The organism is Oleiagrimonas sp. MCCC 1A03011 (assembly GCF_003267965.1).
GTDB lineage: Bacteria > Pseudomonadota > Gammaproteobacteria > Xanthomonadales > Rhodanobacteraceae > Oleiagrimonas > Oleiagrimonas citrea.
On record NZ_MSPY01000002.1, the window covers coordinates 236346 to 253067 of the forward strand.

General features: G+C 66.4%; 13 protein-coding genes. 5 read left to right on the top strand and 8 right to left on the bottom strand.

The genetic code is table 11. From position 1 onward, the window contains the following. Positions 1-97: 97 nt before the first annotated feature. The 4 genes from BTJ49_RS04715 to BTJ49_RS04730 all read right to left on the bottom strand — a co-directional run bounded on the left by BTJ49_RS04715 (position 98) and on the right by BTJ49_RS04730 (position 5280). The gene (locus BTJ49_RS04715) at positions 98-811 is read right to left on the bottom strand and encodes a hypothetical protein (RefSeq protein WP_113064218.1); all 714 of its coding nucleotides are present in this window, start codon (positions 809-811) and stop codon (positions 98-100) included. 79 nt (positions 812-890) lie between these two features. Continuing rightward, entirely contained in the window at positions 891-1844 is a 954-nt protein-coding gene (gene tal, locus BTJ49_RS04720; protein WP_113064219.1) for a transaldolase, read from the bottom strand. Between the two features lie 54 nt (positions 1845-1898). After that, positions 1899-4079 carry a primosomal protein N' gene (locus BTJ49_RS04725; protein ID WP_113064220.1) on the bottom strand — a complete coding sequence of 727 codons (2181 nt, stop codon included), beginning with the start codon at positions 4077-4079 and terminating at the stop codon, positions 1899-1901. A gap of 64 nt (positions 4080-4143) precedes the next feature. Then, the gene (locus tag BTJ49_RS04730; protein WP_113064221.1) at positions 4144-5280 is read right to left on the bottom strand and encodes a DUF3667 domain-containing protein; all 1137 of its coding nucleotides are present in this window, start codon (positions 5278-5280) and stop codon (positions 4144-4146) included. A 552-nt stretch (positions 5281-5832) separates the two neighbouring features. On the opposite strand from BTJ49_RS04730, the gene BTJ49_RS04735 reads away from it, so the two are divergent. Beyond that, positions 5833-7236: an MATE family efflux transporter gene (locus BTJ49_RS04735; protein WP_240601734.1), complete on the top strand. Its 1404-nt coding sequence runs from the start codon at positions 5833-5835 to the stop codon at positions 7234-7236. A 67-nt stretch (positions 7237-7303) separates the two neighbouring features. Beyond that, positions 7304-9154 carry a signal peptide peptidase SppA gene (gene sppA, locus BTJ49_RS04740; protein WP_113064222.1) on the top strand — a complete coding sequence of 617 codons (1851 nt, stop codon included), beginning with the start codon at positions 7304-7306 and terminating at the stop codon, positions 9152-9154. A 22-nt stretch (positions 9155-9176) separates the two neighbouring features. Here the strand turns inward: sppA and BTJ49_RS04745 are convergent, their stop codons facing one another. After that, positions 9177-9422: a hypothetical protein gene (locus BTJ49_RS04745; RefSeq protein ID WP_113064223.1), complete on the bottom strand. Its 246-nt coding sequence runs from the start codon at positions 9420-9422 to the stop codon at positions 9177-9179. Between the two features lie 159 nt (positions 9423-9581). Between BTJ49_RS04745 and BTJ49_RS04750 the strand changes: the two genes are divergently transcribed. The 3 genes from BTJ49_RS04750 to BTJ49_RS04760 all read left to right on the top strand — a co-directional run bounded on the left by BTJ49_RS04750 (position 9582) and on the right by BTJ49_RS04760 (position 12444). Further along, on the top strand, positions 9582-10364 hold the full coding sequence (locus BTJ49_RS04750) for an SDR family oxidoreductase (protein WP_113064554.1): 783 nt from the start codon (positions 9582-9584) through the stop codon (positions 10362-10364). 119 nt (positions 10365-10483) lie between these two features. Next, complete coding sequence (locus BTJ49_RS04755) at positions 10484-11950, top strand: DNA-3-methyladenine glycosylase 2 (protein ID WP_113064224.1); 1467 nt, start codon at positions 10484-10486, stop codon at positions 11948-11950. Between the two features lie 5 nt (positions 11951-11955). Then, complete coding sequence (locus BTJ49_RS04760) at positions 11956-12444, top strand: methylated-DNA--[protein]-cysteine S-methyltransferase (protein ID WP_113064555.1); 489 nt, start codon at positions 11956-11958, stop codon at positions 12442-12444. A gap of 3 nt (positions 12445-12447) precedes the next feature. Here BTJ49_RS04760 and BTJ49_RS04765 read toward each other — a convergent pair whose 3' ends face one another. The 3 genes from BTJ49_RS04765 to BTJ49_RS04775 form a co-directional block, all read right to left on the bottom strand. After that, on the bottom strand, positions 12448-13143 hold the full coding sequence (locus tag BTJ49_RS04765) for a DUF4124 domain-containing protein (RefSeq protein ID WP_113064225.1): 696 nt from the start codon (positions 13141-13143) through the stop codon (positions 12448-12450). Between the two features lie 40 nt (positions 13144-13183). Further along, entirely contained in the window at positions 13184-14128 is a 945-nt protein-coding gene (locus tag BTJ49_RS04770; RefSeq protein ID WP_113064226.1) for a DegV family protein, read from the bottom strand. A gap of 119 nt (positions 14129-14247) precedes the next feature. After that, a complete protein-coding gene (locus BTJ49_RS04775) occupies positions 14248-16662 on the bottom strand; it encodes an acyl-CoA dehydrogenase (RefSeq protein ID WP_113064227.1) in 2415 nt (804 codons plus the stop codon). Positions 16663-16722 lie beyond the last annotated feature (60 nt).

The window sequence follows — 16722 nt, forward strand, 5'->3', positions numbered from 1 at the left end:
CAGTCAGTTGTTCGCGCTGAGCCGTACGGAATCAGGATTGTTCGTTGAATGGCGGGTCAGCGTTCAGCCAGGTAAAGGCTGATCGGATTTTGCGTATCTACAACGGTGTTGCGAGTTTCCTGGTCGAGAGCACCTTGTGTGTTTCGAGGTCTACATTCAACACATGTGCTGCGCCATGCGATGTATAAAACACAAGCAGCGCGCGGGTGCCGTCTGCGAAGTGGAAACCCATCATGGCATCCACGTCGGATGCGAGCGTAGTGACGCGGCGGCCATCGACAGAAGCCAGCTCGATGTCCCATAGCGCGGCACTCGTGGGGTCGCCTGTTTGCCGGCGTACGCCGAAAATCAGGCCGACGGCTTTTTTTGCAGGTTTCATGTTTGCCGAGGGTGCAGGCATATTGTGCTCGAGGACTTCGGGTCGCGAGATGACCTGACGGTTATTTTTGAACAGCCAGTGTTCCTGCTTTGTCGACATGTCGAAGAAGAGTACGTTGTGCACCTGCGTCGACACCGAACCGGAGAATGAAACCGTCGAGTCGGGGTCGGCTGCTTTCAGCGGTGCGTAGAGCATGGGAGTGCCCGAAAGGTCCCGCATCAGACCCAAGTGCAGCGCAGGAACGTGCGGGTGCGATGCGGTATGGGGCGTGATCGAACCTTCCTGGGCGACTTCGTTTCGTCCCGGGTGGAATCCGCTCGGAATCAGACTGAAAACGATCAGAGCGAACACCAGCAGGGCCAGCAGCAGCACGCCGTTGATCCGCCATACCCAGCGGAAAACGCCATCGAAAAAGTTCTTGATGCTCGACATGCAGCCCCCTCCCTCGCCTATCGTCGCGCGTTTGTGTTGAGCATACACATTCGGCATTGTCTGCGCCGGGCAGGCGGGATTAGAGCTTGTCGTTGAGTAGTTTCTCCAGCTTGACCTGATCGGCGGCGAAGCGGCGAATACCGTCGGCCAGTTTCTCGGTGGCCATGGCGTCTTCGTTCTTGCCCCAGCGGAAGGCTTTTTCGTCGAGGCTTCCGGGACGCTCCGCGCGGTGGCCGCTGTCTTCGAGCTGGCGCGGAAGTTCGGCGTCGGTGGCGTCCAGCTTTTCCAGAAGGTCGGGGCTGATGGTGAGGCGGTCGCAGCCGGCCAGGGCGGTGATCTGCCCGGTGTTGCGGAAGCTGGCGCCCATGACCACGGTGTCGATGCCGTGACGCTTGTACCAGTCGTAGATCTTGCGCACGGAGTGCACGCCGGGATCGTCCTCGGCGGCGAAGTCGTCGTGGTCGGTATTGGCGATGTACCAGTCGTAGATGCGGCCGACGAAGGGCGAGATCAGGAATGCGCCGACGTCGGCGGCGGCGACGGCCTGCTCGAAGGCGAACAGCAGCGTCATGTTGCAGTGGATACCTTCGCGTTCGAGCTGTTCGGCGGCGCGGATGCCTTCCCAGGTGGAGGCGATCTTGATGAGGATGCGGTCGGTGCCGATGCCGGCATCGTCATACATGCCGACCAGGCGGTGTGCCTTGGCGATGGTGGCCTCGGTGTCGAAGGACAGGCGGGCGTCGACCTCGGTGGAGACGCGGCCGGGAATCCGTTTCAGGATGTGCGAGCCGGCGTTGACGGCGAGTCGATCGCTGGCGTCGGTGATCTGCGTCCCGCGGTCGTTGCTCTGGCCGCGTGCCCAGTCCAGTGCGTCGTCGATGAGCGCCTTGTAGCCATCCATGGAGGCGGCCTTGAGAAGCAGTGACGGATTGGTGGTGGCGTCGACGGGCTTGTGCCGTTCGATGGCGGCGAGGTCGCCGGAGTCGACGACAACCGTGGTCATCGCGCGCAGTTGTTCGAGCTGGGAAGCCATGGGTTTCCTTGGGGGATGCGTGGCGGAACGTTCAGAGTAAAACCGTGGCGCGGGTCAGTACAAATCGACCGGGTCGACATCGATGGACCAACGCACGCGGCGCGCGCCCTCGAGCGCGGACAGTGCTTCGCGCCAGGACCTGAGGATGGCGTGCAGGGCGCCGCGCGTATCGGCCTCCAGCAGCAGCTGACCGCGATGGCGGCCGGCGCGCAGCGGCATCGGCGCGGGCATCGGGCCGGATGTGCGCAGCGCGTCGGATGCCGGTAGCGCTTCGCGGGCAGCGGCGAGAAAGGCGTCGACGTGCTCGCGGCGGGTGGCGTCGGCGCGCAGCAGCGCCTGATGGGCAAAGGGCGGCAATTGCAGCGCGCGGCGTTCGTCCAGCATGAGTGCGCAGGTGGCACTGTAGCCGCGGTGAAGCAGAGTCTGCAGCAGTGGGTGTTCGGGGTGGTGCGTCTGCAGCAGGACGCGTCCGGGCTTGCCGGCGCGTCCGGCGCGTCCGGCGACCTGCACGATCAACTGCGCCAGTCGTTCGTTGGCGCGGAAGTCGAGGCTGTGCAGGCCTTCGTCGAGGCTGGTGATGGCGACCAGGGTTAGGTTTGGCAGGTCATGGCCCTTGGCCAGCATCTGCGTGCCGACCAGGATGGCCGGGCGGCCGTCGGCGAGCGGGCCCATAAGATCCTCGAAAGCTTCGCGCCGGCGCGTGGTTTCGCGGTCGATGCGCAGAACCGGGATATCGGCGTAGCGGGTCTGCAGGGCTTCTTCCAGGCGTTCGGTACCGTGCCCCTGGCGGTGCAGGCCCTCGCCGCCACAGCCTGGGCAGGCGGTCGGTACGGGACGTTCCAGGTCGCAGTGATGACAGATCAGGCGGTTGCGGCCGTGGTGCAGCGCCAGCGGTTTCTCGCAGCGCGGACATTCGGCGTGCCAGCCGCACAGGTGGCAGGTCAGCAGCGGTGCGTAGCCGCGGCGGTTGCGGAAGATCAGCGCCTGCTCGCCGCGTTCGACGCAGGCATCCAGCGCGGCCAGCAGCGGGTTGGACAGGCCGTGCTGCATGGACTGGCCGCGCACGTCGATGATCTCCGCGCGCGGCGGCTTGCTATGCGCGCCGGTGCGCTCGCGCAGGTTCAGGCGTTGGTAGCGGCCAGCGTCGACATTGGCCAGCGTTTCCAGCGACGGCGTGGCCGAGCCGAGCACGATCGGCACGCCGAGCCGTTGTGCGCGGACCACGGCCAGGTCGCGGGCGTGGTAGCGGAAGCCTTCCTGCTGCTTGTAGGAGGTGTCGTGTTCCTCGTCGACCACGATCAGGCCGGCTTCGGGTAGCGGCGTGAACACGGCCGAGCGCGTGCCCAGGATCACTCGCGCCCGGCCGTTGCGTGCGCGCAGCCAGGCGCGCGCACGCGCGCCCTCGGCCAGGTTGGAGTGGAGCACGTCGACCGTCACGCCGAGTCGCGCCCGCAACCGCGCCACCGTCTGCGGGGCGAGGCCGATTTCCGGCACCAGCAGCAGACACTGGTGGCCGGCGGCCAGCGCGCGCTCAATCAGTGCGATGTAGACCTCGGTTTTGCCGCTGCCGGTGACGCCGTGAAGCAGAAAGGGAGCGAAGCCGCCCAGCGTGCCGGCCACGGCGTCGATGGCTTCGCGCTGGCCCGCGTTGTGCTCCGGTCCGGCCAGGGCGGGCGGCGCGGGTGGGTCTTCGGCGGTAATTGTGCTGTCGACCAGGCCGGCCTTCTGCAGGCGGCGCGCGGCATCGCGCCAGCCGGGCAGGCGCAGATCCAGTTCGCTGGCGCGCAGGGGCGTTTCTGTGAGCAAGTCGAGCAGCGCGCGGCTGCGTCCGCGTCGTTTGCCTTCCCGTTGCGCCGCGTGCCCTTCCTCGCTCAGGCTCCAGCGTTCCTCACCCAGTGTCGGCCAGGGCTTGGCCTGGCGCAGTGCGGTGGGCAGCGCGTTGTTGAGGAAGACATCGCCGGGCGTGCCGAGCCAGTAGTCGGTGGCCCATTTCAGGCTGTCGAGCAGTTCGCCGTGCAGCAGCGGTTCGTCGTCCAGCACGCGCTGTATCCGTTTCAGCTGCTTTTCGGGAACGCTGCTCTGTGCAGCATGCTCGACCACGATGCCGACTTGCATCCGGCGACCGAACGGCACCAGCACGCGCGTGCCGACCTCGACCGTGCCGTCGGTCGGCGGCAGGTAGTCGAACAGGCGCGGCAACGGAATCGCAAGGGCGATGCGCAGGACGGCGGACATGCGGCAAGTGTAGCGGGGAGCGCGCCGTGTGCAGGGCGAACGTGGTCAGCCGTGTGCGATGCGTTCAGTGCGCCATGCCGAGCGCCACGCCCACCATCACCACGGTGGTGAGCAGCACGCTGTAGAGCGTCCCAATGAACAGGAATTTCCAGATGGTGGCCGGCCAGCCCTGACGATAGACACGTTTCTGCATCCACAACAGGTAGATGGGGATCCACAGCAGCAGGGCGCGCATCAGCCAGCTCAGCGGATGCTCCAGCCAGGCGGCATGCGGGGTCAGCCAGTGAGAGAGCAGCCCGACGCCTGTGATCAGAAGCACGCTGAGGAACAGGAAGGCGTGGCTGTGCATGGCCACGATCAGGTGTTCCATGTACAGGCGACGCTTGAACAGGTAGAAGACTTTCAGCAGCAGGGCGAAAAGCGGAGCCATCAACAGCAGAGCCTGCGGCAGGGTGCCGAAGACGCCATCGGTCATGCGTCGCCGGGCGGCGCTGCGCTCGCGCGCGTTGCCTTTAGCGAAGGCTTTCCAGTTGGCTTCGATGCGTGAGGCGAGGGTATCCGAATCGGCTTCCTGCGACGCCGGTGTGGCGGCGGTGGATGTCGCTGCGGGCAGTCGGGAAGACGTGGCCGGCACGGGAAGCGGGGGTGCGCCGAGTTCGCTCAGGCGCTGGTTCGCCTGCTTGCGGAGGATGCGTTCGCTCCGGTCGATCTGCTCGATGGCCAGCGTCGGCACGTTCGGAGCCTGCCGTACTTGATCCAGGTCCTGAAGCCGCTTCTGCAGCGACTGGCGCACTTGCTCCGGCGTGTGGGCGTCGGCGAAATTGCTCGTATCGGGGGTGGCGCTGTTCTCGATCTTGGACAGGCCGCTGTCGATCGTGGAAATGTTGTCGACCGACCAATGCAGTGCAAAGAACGTCAACAGGCACAGCACGAACATGAGCCGGAACGGTGCGATGTAGCGGATGCGCCGGCCGGCGAAGTATTCCAGGGTCAGGAAGCCCGGTTTCAGGAATAGTTTCGGCACGGTATGCAGAATCCGGCTGTCGATATGCAGCACGGTTTCGACCGTTTCCTCCACCAGACCGTGCATGGGTCGCAGCACGCTGTGTACGGATTGTCCGCAGCGATGGCAGTACGCGCCTTGCAGCGGTTCGCCGCAGTTGGTGCAGTGCGCGCCCTCGAATACCTTGATGTCCTGCATGAGCTCCCCCCGATGAGCGATCGATTCTGACATAAGGCGGCAGCCTCATTGCGTGGTCCCTACGTCCATGGGTGGGTGCACGTCATGCGTCAGATACAGGGCACAGTTCACGGTTTTCCTCGGAAAAGTCCCTAAGTGTCCGCTTAGTCACGTATTTCCCGGTTATCCACAAAAGCTGTGGATAAGTCTGTGGACGTTGTTGGGATCATGGCCCCCAGAGGGCATGGCTATGGGGTCAGTTACATATTGGTGAAAGTTTAACCAGTCTGAAATAATTGTTTAAAAACATGTGCTTATAAATGTGTCGAAAGTCATTCGGAAGCTCGCCTCGGCCTTCGCTCACAGGTTGCTGAGACGCAACGCCGACTGTGCACAACCTGACGCGCGGGGTGTGAAAAATACTGTCGCGACAGTATTTTTTCCGAATCCGTGCACCGGCAAGCACTTGCGCGGTCCGGGTGGCCTGAAACCTCCGGGGGAGAAGTCGGTCGGGGTCACCTGAACCCCCAACCGCGGCTAGAATGACCGGCCCGAATCCCCCGGCGACTCTCCGTGCCCAAGCCCTTATCCAGCATCGATCGCGTGCGCGTTGCGCGTGAAACCGGCGCGTTGCTGCGTTTGGCGCTGCCGTTGATCGCGGCGCAGCTGGCGGCCGTGGGTACGAATGTGGTCGACGCCATGCTCTCCGGGCATCTGAATGCGCATGTGCAGGCGGCGGTGACGACCGGCGCCGGTATCTGGACGCTGGCGATCCTGATCGGCATCGGCACCATGCTCGCGGTGCCGCCGACCGTGGCGCAGCTGGATGGCGCCGGACGCCGCGGCGAGATTGGTGCGACGATCCGCCAGGCTCTGTGGATCGCGCTGCTGCTCGGACTGATCCTGGTCTACGCCGTGCGGCACGCCGAGTTCATGCTGCGGCTGGTGGGTGTGGTGCCGAGCCTGCGCCCCGATGTGGTGGCGTTCCTGCACGCCGTCGGCTGGGGCGCGCCGGCGCTGACGCTGTATTTCGCCCTGCGCGGGCTGTCCGAAGGGCTGTCGCTGCCACGGCCGTCGATGTTCTTCAGCCTCGGTGGTCTCGTGCTGCTGGCGCCGCTGGGCTATGTGCTGATGTATGGCCGGCTGGGCTTTTCCCCGATGGGCGCGCGCGGTAGCGGCATCGCCACGGCGATCGTGCTGTGGTGCGAGATGCTCGGTTTCGCGTTCTACGTCCTGAAACATCCGAACTACCGGGGCATCCGCCTGACCGAACGTTTCGATCTGCCGCATCCGCGCGTGATGGGCGAGCTGCTGTACCTGGGCGCGCCCATGGCGTTCACATTGCTGATGGAGGGCGGCCTGTTCGTGGCCGTGGCGCTGGCCGTCGCCACGCTGGGCGAAACGGTCACGGCGGCGCACCAGGTCGCACTGAATGTGTCCTCGGTGGCCTTCATGGTGCCGTTGGGCACGGCCATGGCGATCACCATCCGCGTCGGTCATGCGGCGGGCCGCCGGGACGTGATCGGCGTGCGTTACGCGGCGCTGTGCGGCGTGGGCCTGACGCTGTTCACACAGGTGGTGTCGAGCAGCCTGATGCTGGGCATTCCGCACGCGATCGCCGGGCTGTACAGCGACGATGCGGCGGTGGTCGGGATGGCCGCGCAGCTGATGGTGCTGGCGGGCCTGTTCCAGTTCTCGGACGGCATCCAGGTGGCGTCCAACGGCGCTCTGCGCGGACTGAAGGATACGCGCGTGCCGATGCTCATCAGCGCATTCGCCTACTGGGGCGTGGGCATGCCGGCAGGCTGGTGGCTGGCGTTCCATCTGCACTGGGGCGCGCGCGGCATGTGGGCGGGACTCGTGGTCGGGCTCAGTGCCGCGGCGGTGCTGCTGTTCACGCGGCTGTGGCGCACGCTGTCCAGCGAACGCTGGCTGCGTCACGTTCCGCTTGCGCCGGGGGCGGCGGTGGACGACTGACCTGTGGCAGATGACCGGATCGGGGCGACACGCTAGGCTGAGTCACCGATTCATCTGGAATGCGTTCATGGCGGGCACCCAACGCAACGGCTTCATCGCCTTCATCGTGCTGATCTTCCGCGGTCTCAACCTGTTCCGCTTGCTGATCCTCAACGTCATCTTCTTCGGGCTGCTGCTCCTGCTCTTCAGCGTGCTGTCGGGTTCGAACAAGCCCGAGGTGAAACGCGACAGCGTGCTGGTACTCCAGCCGCAGGGGCAGTTGGTCGAGCAATATAGCGTCGCACCGCTCGAGCGCATGCTGGCCGGTTTGTCTGGCGATCCGATCGGCCAGGTGCAGGTGCGCGATCTGGTGGCGGCGATCGACCATGCGCGTACCGATTCGCGCATCACCCGCATCGTGCTGTTGCCGGGCGAGTTGCGCGCCGGCGGCTTTGCCGCGTTGCGCGAGGTCGGCGCGGCGCTGGATCGCTTCCGCGCGAGCGGCAAGCCGGTCGACGTATGGGCGCCGAGCATGGACCGCAGCCAGTACTACCTGGCCGCGCACGGCAGCAAGGTGCTGCTGGACCCGATGGGCGGCCTGCTGATTACCGGTCTGTCCAGCTACCGTCTGTTCTACAAGGATCTGCTCGACAAACTCGGCGTCGACGTGCATCTGTTCCGCGTCGGTCAGTTCAAGTCCGCCGCCGAGCCCTACGTGCTGGATCAGGCTTCGCCGCAGGCCAAGGAGGCCGATGCCTACTGGATGGGCGGACTGTGGAAGCAGTGGCTGAACGACGTCGCCAAGCAGCGCAAGTTGAATCCGGATGCGCTGCGGCAATCCGTGGACAGCGTCACCGACCGTCTGGCCGCGGCTGGCGGCGACCTGGGCAAGCTGGCGGTCGAGGATCACCTGGTCGACGGCCTGGCGACGCGTCGCGATCTGGTGATGATGCTGCGCAAGGATGGCGTGCCGGCGGGCGCGAAGGGGCAGGGCATTCGTGAGATCGACATGAAGGATTACTTGCGCGCGGTGAGCGGCCCGGTGTCGTCGAGCCGCGATCATGTTGCGGTGATCGTCGCCGAGGGCGAGATCGTCGGCGGCAAGCAGCGGCCGGGCAAGATCGGCGGCGCCTCCACCGCGCAGCAGTTGTACCGCGCGCGCATGGACGGGCATGTGCGCGCCGTGGTGCTGCGCGTCGATTCGCCCGGCGGTGAGGTCTACGCTGCCGAGCGCATCCGTCGCCAGGTCGCGCTGCTGCGCGCCGATGGCAAGCCGGTCGTGGTCTCGATGGGCGACGTGGCGGCCAGCGGCGGCTACTGGATCTCCATGAACGCGGACCGCATCTTTGCCGAACCGAACACCATCACCGGCTCCATCGGCATCTTCGGCATGGTCTACAACGTGCCCGGTCTGCTGAACAAGATCGGGGTGCACAACGACGGTGTCGGCGTCGGCCCGCTGGCCGGCGCGGGTGACATCACGCGACCGCTGAATCCGCAGATGGCCCAGTTGATGCAGGGCGTGATCGACAAGGGCTACCGCGACTTCGTCGGCGGCGTGGCCAAGGCACGCGGCAAGACCTTCAAGCAGATCGACGCTATCGCGCAGGGGCGTGTGTGGACGGGAACGCAGGCCTTGCAGCGCGGTCTGGTCGATCAGCTCGGCGGGGTGCGCGATGCCATCGCCTACGCCGCGAAGAAGGCCGGGCTGAAATCGAGCGCGGTGCGCTACATGGCTCCGCCGGGAAGTTCCGGTCTGAAGCGGTTGATGACGGGCTTCGGCGACAGCGCCGCGGCGCATGCATTGGCCAGTCTCGGTCTGCAGCCGCCGGCCTGGCTGCGCGAGATGCGCGAGCGCATCCCGGGCTGGACCCTGCTGCAGCACGCCAAGCCGGGCAAGCTCAACGTCTACGCCGACTGCCTCTGCGCGCCGCGTTGAGACATCGGGTGGCCCGTGATCGTTACTGCTGCGCGTCCTGCAGGGCCTTGCGCTCGGCGTCGTCGTGGGCCTTCAGGGTCTGCTGCACCGACTTGGCGCGGTCGCGCGTGTTCAGCAGCGGGGTGAGCGGGTTCGAGGCCGGCATCGCGGTGGATGCGGTGGCGGCCTTCGGCTGAGGCGGCTGCGGCGTATCGGGTGCGGGCGACTTCGAACAGGCGGCCAGCAGCGCGACGAGCAGTCCGCAGGCGGCGGTTTTCATGTAACGCATGAGTAAGTCCCCCGAGGCATGAATGTCCGCCGCAGTCTCGCGCGCGTTCGCGCACGCGGCAAGCGCATGCGTTGTACGATGCGGCGAAACGGTCGTGTGGCGCACATTTCCCATCGTCGCGCACGGTCGTGCTCCTGATACGTGAAGGAAGAATCGAGCATGCATCCGCGACTCACCAGCTGGCGTCTGCACGGCCAGACCGCGTTGATCACCGGCGCCAGCAAGGGCATCGGCCTGGCCTGCGCGCGTGAACTCGGTGCGCTGGGCGCGGACTTGCTGCTGGTGGCGCGCGACGGCGACTATCTCGAGCAGGTTCGCGACGAGCTGGCCGAGGAATGTCCAGACGTCCAGGTGCGCGCGTTCGCTGCCGATCTCGCGCAGCCCGAGGAGCGCATGGCCGTGTTTGATTGGGTTGCCGACCTGGGCGTGCCGCTGTCGCTGCTGGTCAACAATGTCGGTGGCAATGTCATCAAGACGGCGCTCGAATACACCGACGAGGACGTGCGCGCGCTGTTCGAGCAGAACCTGTTCAGCGCCTTCGACATGAGCCGCCTCGCGCATCCGAATCTGGTGCAGCACGCCAACGCCGGCATCGTGAACATCGGCTCGGTGTCGGGTGTGATGCATGTACGCACCGGTGTGCTCTACGGCATGACCAAGGCCGCGCTGCATCAGATGACACGCAATCTCGCCTGCGAATGGGCCGGTGACGGTATTCGCGTCAACGCGGTGGCGCCGTGGTACATCCGCACCCAGCGCTCGGAGCCGGCGCTGGCCGACGAGGACTACCTGGAAGAAGTGCTCGAACGCACACCAATGCAGCGCATCGGCGAACCGGAAGAGGTGGCGGCGGCGGTCGCGTTTCTGTGTCTGCCTGCGTCCAGCTACATCAGCGGAGAACTGATCGCCGTCGACGGTGGATTTCTGCGCTACGGTTTTTAGCGCAGGTGATGTAGCAAGGCCGGAGCGGGTCAAACAGTGGCTTGAGCTGCTCCGGCCCCACGATACTTACATGGCCGAAAACGGCTGGTTTAGTCTTTCGACGGCGCTAAGCTTGGCGCATGACTTCCGTGGCCGATCCACTGCAGCTTCCCGAGCACCAGGTATGCGAACAGGCACGCCTGAGTCGCGACGCGCGCTTCGACGGCCTGTTCTTCACCGCCGTGCGCTCGACCGGCATCTACTGCCGTCCGGTCTGTCCTGCGCCCGCGCCGAAACCGCAGCACGTCACCTACTACGCCACGGCGGCGGCCGCCGCGGCGGCCGGTTATCGACCGTGTCTGCGCTGTCGGCCCGAACTGGCGCCGGGCGCGTGGGCGTGGCGCAGCGGCAACGAACTGGTGGCCGGCGCGTTGCGCATGATCGAGGACGGATTGCTCGATCATGCGCCGGTGGCCGTGCTGGCCGAACGGACCGGCTTGAGCGAACGCCATCTGCGCCGTCTGTTCGCCGACACGCTGGGTGCGAGCCCGCTGCAGGTGGCGGCGACACGGCGCCTGCTGTTCGCACGCAAACTGCTGGACGAGACCGCCTTGCCGATCACGCAGATTGCGCTGGGTGCGGGCTACGGAAGCGTGCGTCGCTTCAATGCGGCGTTCCTCGACAGCTTTGGCGTGCCGCCGCGCGAGATGCGCCGTCGCCGCGTCACGACCGACGCATCGGGTGTGCGACTGCGGTTGGGGTATCGACCGCCCTACGACTTTTCCGCGATGCTCGATTTCCTCGCCGCCCGCGCCATGCCGGGCATCGAGCGCGTCACCGATGATGCATACGAACGCGTGTTCCGGATGCGCGGCGAAGCGGGGCGGCTGCGCGTGCAGGCACTGGCTGGTGAGTCGGCGTTGCAGTTGCATGTCGAGCATCCGCGAACGGATGTGCTGACCGACGTCGTGGCCCGCGTCCGGCGTCTGTTCGACCTGGACGCCGAGCCGCAGGCCATCGCCCAGGGGCTGTCCGGCGACCCGCTGCTGAGGCGTCTGCTGCGGCGGCATCCGGGCATCCGCGTGCCGGGCGGCTGGGACGGCTTCGAGATCGCGGTGCGCGCGGTGCTGGGTCAGCAGGTCAGTGTCGCTGCGGCGCGCACGCTGGCTTCGCGCATCGTCGAGCGCTGGGGCGATGCGCTTTCTCTGAGCACGCCGGACGGTACTCCATTGCATGCCTTCCCGACGCCGGGTGCGCTGGCCGATGCCGAACTGGAGGACGTCGGCGTGATGGGGCAGCGCGCACGCACGATCCGCGCGATGGCCGCGGCCGTCGCCGCCAGTGAGGTCGATTTCCGTCCCGAACGCGGTCTCGATGCCTTTGTGTCGATGTGGACCGCCTTGCCCGGCATCGGTCCGTGGACTGCGCACTACATCGCCCTGCGCGCGCTCGGTCATCCGGATGCCTTCCCGGCCGCCGACCTGATCCTGCGCCGACGCGCCGGGGCGGGTCGAACGCTTTCGACCCGAGAACTGGAAACGCGCAGCGCGGCCTGGCGGCCGTGGCGCGCCTACGCCACGCTGTTGCTGTGGCGCTGCGAGGAGTGACGACCATGTTCTACCAGGACCGCCTCGACACGCCGATCGGCGTGCTCACCCTGATTGCCGACGAGGACGGCGCGCTGGTGCGCGTGAATCTTCCGCAGTCGTGCAAGCCGCCGCCGGACCTCGGACCGGTGCATGAGGATCGCGCACGGCTGGCGCCGATCTGTGCGCAATTCGCCGCCTATTTCGCCGGCGAGCGTTTCGATTTCGACCTGCCGACGCGTCCGCACGGCACACCGTTCCAGCGCGGGGTCTGGGAGGGTCTGCTCGATATCGGCTACGGACGCACGGCGAGTTACGCTGAGCTGGCCCGAAGCATCGGTCGGCCGCGCGCCGTGCGCGCCGTGGGCGCGGCCAATGGCGCCAATCCGCTTTCCATCATCGTGCCCTGCCATCGCGTGATTGGCGCGGACGGCAGCCTCACCGGCTACGGTGGCGGCATGGAAGCCAAGCAATGGCTGCTCGAGCACGAACGGCGCTGCATGCGCGCCGCGTGAGGGTCAGCGATTGCAGCCGACCATGTCCTTGCGCAGCGCCGCGGCCTGCCGTTCCAGCGGCGGACGGTCGCTGCGAAAAGCCTTCCGGATCTTGTCCTCGACCTCGTCGAGCTGGCCGCGGAGTGTGAGGCAGATTTCGTACGGACTCATCGGCCGACAGCGATCCTGCACCCAGGTGTAGTGTCCGGAGACCAGCCCCTTCGTGATGCGTCCACGCGCCAGTTGCGGGTCGGACGCCGCGCGCCGGGCGGCGTTCTTGCCACCGTAGGTATTGGCCAGCGGCAGCTGGAATGCACCGAGCATGCCCAGCGGCGCGAGGTAGGCGTTGGGATGGCCATTGCGGCTGACGTACACCTTGCCGTCGGTGGCGCGCACGCAACTGTAGAGCTGCGGAATCGTGACCGGGGCAGGCTCCGGTCTGGGCGCCGGCGCGATACGTGCCGGTGGCGGCTCGGGCGGTGCGCTAGGCGGTGCTGTCGGGGGATGGCTCACTGGCGGTGGCGCGGGCATGTCCAGCGTCTGTTGCTTGCTGGCTTTTGTGCACGGCGTGTCCTGATAGCTGACCTGGCCGTTGCGGTCGGTGCACTTGTAGATCGTGTCGGCCGCGGCCGGTGCGCTGATCAGCAGCGACAGAAGCAGGAGCGGAAGGCCGCGCCGGAGCGCGGCTCGCCGTGCATATGCGGAAAGATGCCGGGCCATGGCCGGATTGTAACCGCACGCGCATGAAGCGCGCGTGCGCTCAGAACTCGGGTTCGTAGGGTTCGCAGGCGAAGCCCGCGCACAGGCCGCCCTGACCGGTGTTGGCCATGCCGGTGATGCTCATCGGGCATTCCATCAGGCCGATGCCGTGGTCGGCGCAGGTCTGACGCAGCGCGTCGTAGCCGGGCAGGTCGCGCATCACGTCGAGATCGCCGCCGTAGCTGAGCGTCACGGTCGGCACCATCAGGCCGTGTCGGATGCGTTCCTCGATGTGTTTGAACAGGGTTTCCGCGGCGGCCTCGAAACCGCGCACCTTGGTCATCGGCTCGGTATTGCCGCGCCAGCCGCGCAGGATCGGCTTGATGTCCAGCGCCGAGCCCAGGGTGGCCCCGAACAGTCCGATGCTGCGGTCGCCGCGCCTGCGCGCGCGCTGACGCAGGTAGTTGAGGTCGCGGGGAATCAGGAAGCCGTGCGAGTTCTGCGCGACCTGTTCCAGTCGTTCGCGCATTTGTCCCGGACTCTGCTCGGTTTCCAGCAGACGCACCGCTTCGATGACCGGGATTGCCGAGCCGGCGAACAGCGTCTGCGTATCGATCACGCGCATCAGGAACGGGCCGGTCACACCGGCTTCCTGGCGGACCGGACGGTAGTTCTTCAGGATCGAGAAGCTGGCTTTGCTGACCTGTTCGTGCACCGGACTGCGCGTGGCGGTGATGGTGAAGCAGAACACGCAGTCGTAGTCGATCACCAGCCGTTCCATGAACAGCTGCATGACTTCCTCGGCGGAATAGGGGGTGGTCTCGGCGGCATGGCTTCGACTGCCCATGCCCGAGTCCAGAAAGCGCTGGGTTTCGACCGGATCGTGCTGGTCGGCGAAGGTTTCGCCTTCCACGTTGACGAAGATCGGCAGCACCGTGATGTTGTTCTTCTGCACAAATTCCAGTGGCAGATCGCACGTCGCATCCATGACCAGACCGATACGCATAGAAACCCTCCCAAAAGTCGTACGCATGGCTGACGGTGTGAAACCTATCACGTAATCAGCCCTTTCAGTGCAAGCTACGTTGCGCTAACAAAAATGGTTGCAACCGATGTCGAACGTCTTCAGCGCAGGGACTTGTAGGTATCGGCATCGAAGGCGTCGACCTGTACGACTTCGTTGCGCGCCTCGCGCGCCTCGTCGAGCAGTTCGTATTCCTCGTTGCTGATGACGCCGGCCTGCAGCGCGAGGTCGTCGAGCATATAGCCCGGCGCGCGTTCGAGCTTGCCCGCGCGCACCGCATCGCGCATCTTGGTCTCGACCGGAATGGCGCGCACGGCCTTGTCCAGCGCGGCTTCGAGCATGCCCAGCCCGGGTTCGTCGCCCTGCGGCACGAAAATGTCCTCGGTCAGGTGGATGCGCGCTTCGCGGTCTTCCAGGATGGTGCGCGCCACGCGCCGGCCGAGTCCGTCGGACGGCGGGCGGAAGCGGGCGCCAAGCGGGAACACCACGATGCGCGCCAGCCACGAGGCGGCGCGGTTGGGCAGATTCTCCATCACGCCGCGCAGCGCTTCCTGGGTGCGGTACAGCGCGGTCGCGGCGCTCCAGCGGGCGAGGTCGTAGTTGCTGGCGATCTTCGGCTCGTCGAGGTAGCGCTTCATCGCGGCGGCGGCCATGTATTGCCAGGCCAGCGCATCGGCGAGGCGACCGGAGATCTTCTCGCGCCGCTTCAGCGTGCCGCCCAGTGTCGCCATCGACAGGTCGGAGACAAAGGCGAACGCGGCCGAGAATCGCGACAGGTGCTGGAAGAAGCGCTTCAGATCGCCGTTCGGGGCGCTGGCCAGGCGACTGCCGGTCAGCGCCAGTGCGAAGGCGCGCATGGCGCGGGTGCAGACGAAGTTGACGTAACCGAACAGGGCCTTGTCCAGCTTGGCCTCGTCCTTCTCCTCCACCGCGCCGATCAGCTTCTGCACGAACGGGTGGCAGCGGATCGCACCCTGGCCGTAGATGATCATCGAGCGGGTGAGGATGTTCGCGCCCTCGACGGTGATGCCGACCGGAATCGCCATCCACATGCGCGAGAGCACATTACGCGGGCCGCGCTGGATGGCGGCGCCGGCGCGGATGTCCATGGCGTCGGCAACCACTTCGCGCATGCCTTCGGTCAGGTAGGCCTTGGCGATGGAGCCGAGCACGGCGGGGCGTTCGCCGGCGTCCAGCGCGCCGCAGGTGAGGGTGCGCGTGGCGCTCATCACGTAGGTCATGCCGGCGATGCGCGCCAGTGGTTCCTCGATGCCCTCGAAGCGGCCGATGGGGGTGTCGAACTGCTCACGCACCGTGGCGTAGGCGCCGCAGATGCGCGTGGCCATCTGCGCCGCGCCGATCGACAGTGCCGGTAGCGAGATGGAGCGCCCGGCGGCGAGCGATTCCATCAGCATGCGCCAGCCGTGGCCGATCTGCTCGCGGCCGCCGATGATGGCGTCCAGCGGCACGAACACGTCGGTGCCGACGGTGGGGCCGTTGTTGAAGGGCACACCCATCGGGTCGTGGTGGCGGCCGATCTCGATGCCGGGTAGGTCGCGCGGAATCAGCGCGCAGGTGATGCCCAGGTCCTCGGCGCCGCCGAGCAGGCCGTGCGGGTCCTTCAGGCGGAAGGCCAGGCCGATCAGCGTCGCCACCGGGGCCAGCGTGATGTAGCGCTTGTCCCAGGTCAGGCGCATGCCCAGCACTTCCTCGCCCTCGTACATGCCGCGCTCGACGATGCCGGTCGACTGCGTGGCGGCGGCGTCGGAACCGGCTTCGGGACCGGTCAGGGCGAAGCAGGGCACTTCGCGGCCATCGGCCAGGCGCGGCAGATAGCGCTGCTTCTGTTCGTCGGTGCCGTAGTGCAGCAGCAGTTCGCCGGGGCCGAGCGAATTGGGCACCATCACGGTCACTGCGGCGGCGATGGAGCGGCTGGCGATGCGCGTGACCACGCGCGAATGGCCGATTTCGGAGAAGCCCAGGCCGCCGTATTCCTCCGGGATGACCATGCCGAAGAAGCGTTCGCGCTTGAGGTAGTCCCAGACCGCCTCAGGCATTTCGCGGTCCTGTTCGATCTGCCAGTCGTCGAGCATGCGGCACAGGGTCTCGACTTGGTTGTCCATGAAGGCCTGCTCGCGCTTGCTCAGTGGCTGGCAGCGGAAGTGCTGCAGGCGATTCCAGTTGGGCATGCCGGAGAAGATCTCCGCGTCCCACCACACCGTGCCGGCCTCCAGTGCGATGCGTTCGGTCTCGCCGATGCGCGGTAGCGCGCGGCCCATCAGCGGCATCAGCGATTTCGCGAACAGTGCGCGCCGCAGCGGTGCGAAGCCGGTGATCAGCGCCAGCGCCACGGCCAGCAGCAACAGCAGGCCAAACAGCGCGGGTGAGGCCACGCCGTGCACCAGCCAGGTCAGGAACAACACGGTCAGGGCGGCGGTCCAGCTCTGCCAGCCGCGGCCGCCGATGGCGAAGGCGAACAGCACGAGCACGGCGATGAGGATTCCTGCAAGCAGCATGGGGCGACTCCTTATCCGCGACGCCCCCATTCTGACGGTCTACGCGCGCGACTGCCAAAA

Excerpts from the sequence above, each read along its gene's own strand:
- BTJ49_RS04715 (WP_113064218.1), bottom strand. The coding sequence starts at position 811 with ATGTCGAGCATCAAGAACTTTTTCGATGGCGTTTTCCGCTGGGTATGG.
- tal (WP_113064219.1), bottom strand. The coding sequence starts at position 1,844 with ATGGCTTCCCAGCTCGAACAACTGCGCGCGATGACCACGGTTGTCGTC.
- BTJ49_RS04725 (WP_113064220.1), bottom strand. The coding sequence starts at position 4,079 with ATGTCCGCCGTCCTGCGCATCGCCCTTGCGATTCCGTTGCCGCGCCTG.
- BTJ49_RS04730 (WP_113064221.1), bottom strand. The coding sequence starts at position 5,280 with ATGCAGGACATCAAGGTATTCGAGGGCGCGCACTGCACCAACTGCGGC.
- sppA (WP_113064222.1), top strand. The coding sequence starts at position 7,304 with ATGGCGGGCACCCAACGCAACGGCTTCATCGCCTTCATCGTGCTGATC.
- BTJ49_RS04745 (WP_113064223.1), bottom strand. The coding sequence starts at position 9,422 with ATGCGTTACATGAAAACCGCCGCCTGCGGACTGCTCGTCGCGCTGCTG.
- BTJ49_RS04750 (WP_113064554.1), top strand. The coding sequence starts at position 9,582 with ATGCATCCGCGACTCACCAGCTGGCGTCTGCACGGCCAGACCGCGTTG.
- BTJ49_RS04755 (WP_113064224.1), top strand. The coding sequence starts at position 10,484 with ATGACTTCCGTGGCCGATCCACTGCAGCTTCCCGAGCACCAGGTATGC.
- BTJ49_RS04760 (WP_113064555.1), top strand. The coding sequence starts at position 11,956 with ATGTTCTACCAGGACCGCCTCGACACGCCGATCGGCGTGCTCACCCTG.
- BTJ49_RS04765 (WP_113064225.1), bottom strand. The coding sequence starts at position 13,143 with ATGGCCCGGCATCTTTCCGCATATGCACGGCGAGCCGCGCTCCGGCGC.
- BTJ49_RS04770 (WP_113064226.1), bottom strand. The coding sequence starts at position 14,128 with ATGCGTATCGGTCTGGTCATGGATGCGACGTGCGATCTGCCACTGGAA.
- BTJ49_RS04775 (WP_113064227.1), bottom strand. The coding sequence starts at position 16,662 with ATGCTGCTTGCAGGAATCCTCATCGCCGTGCTCGTGCTGTTCGCCTTC.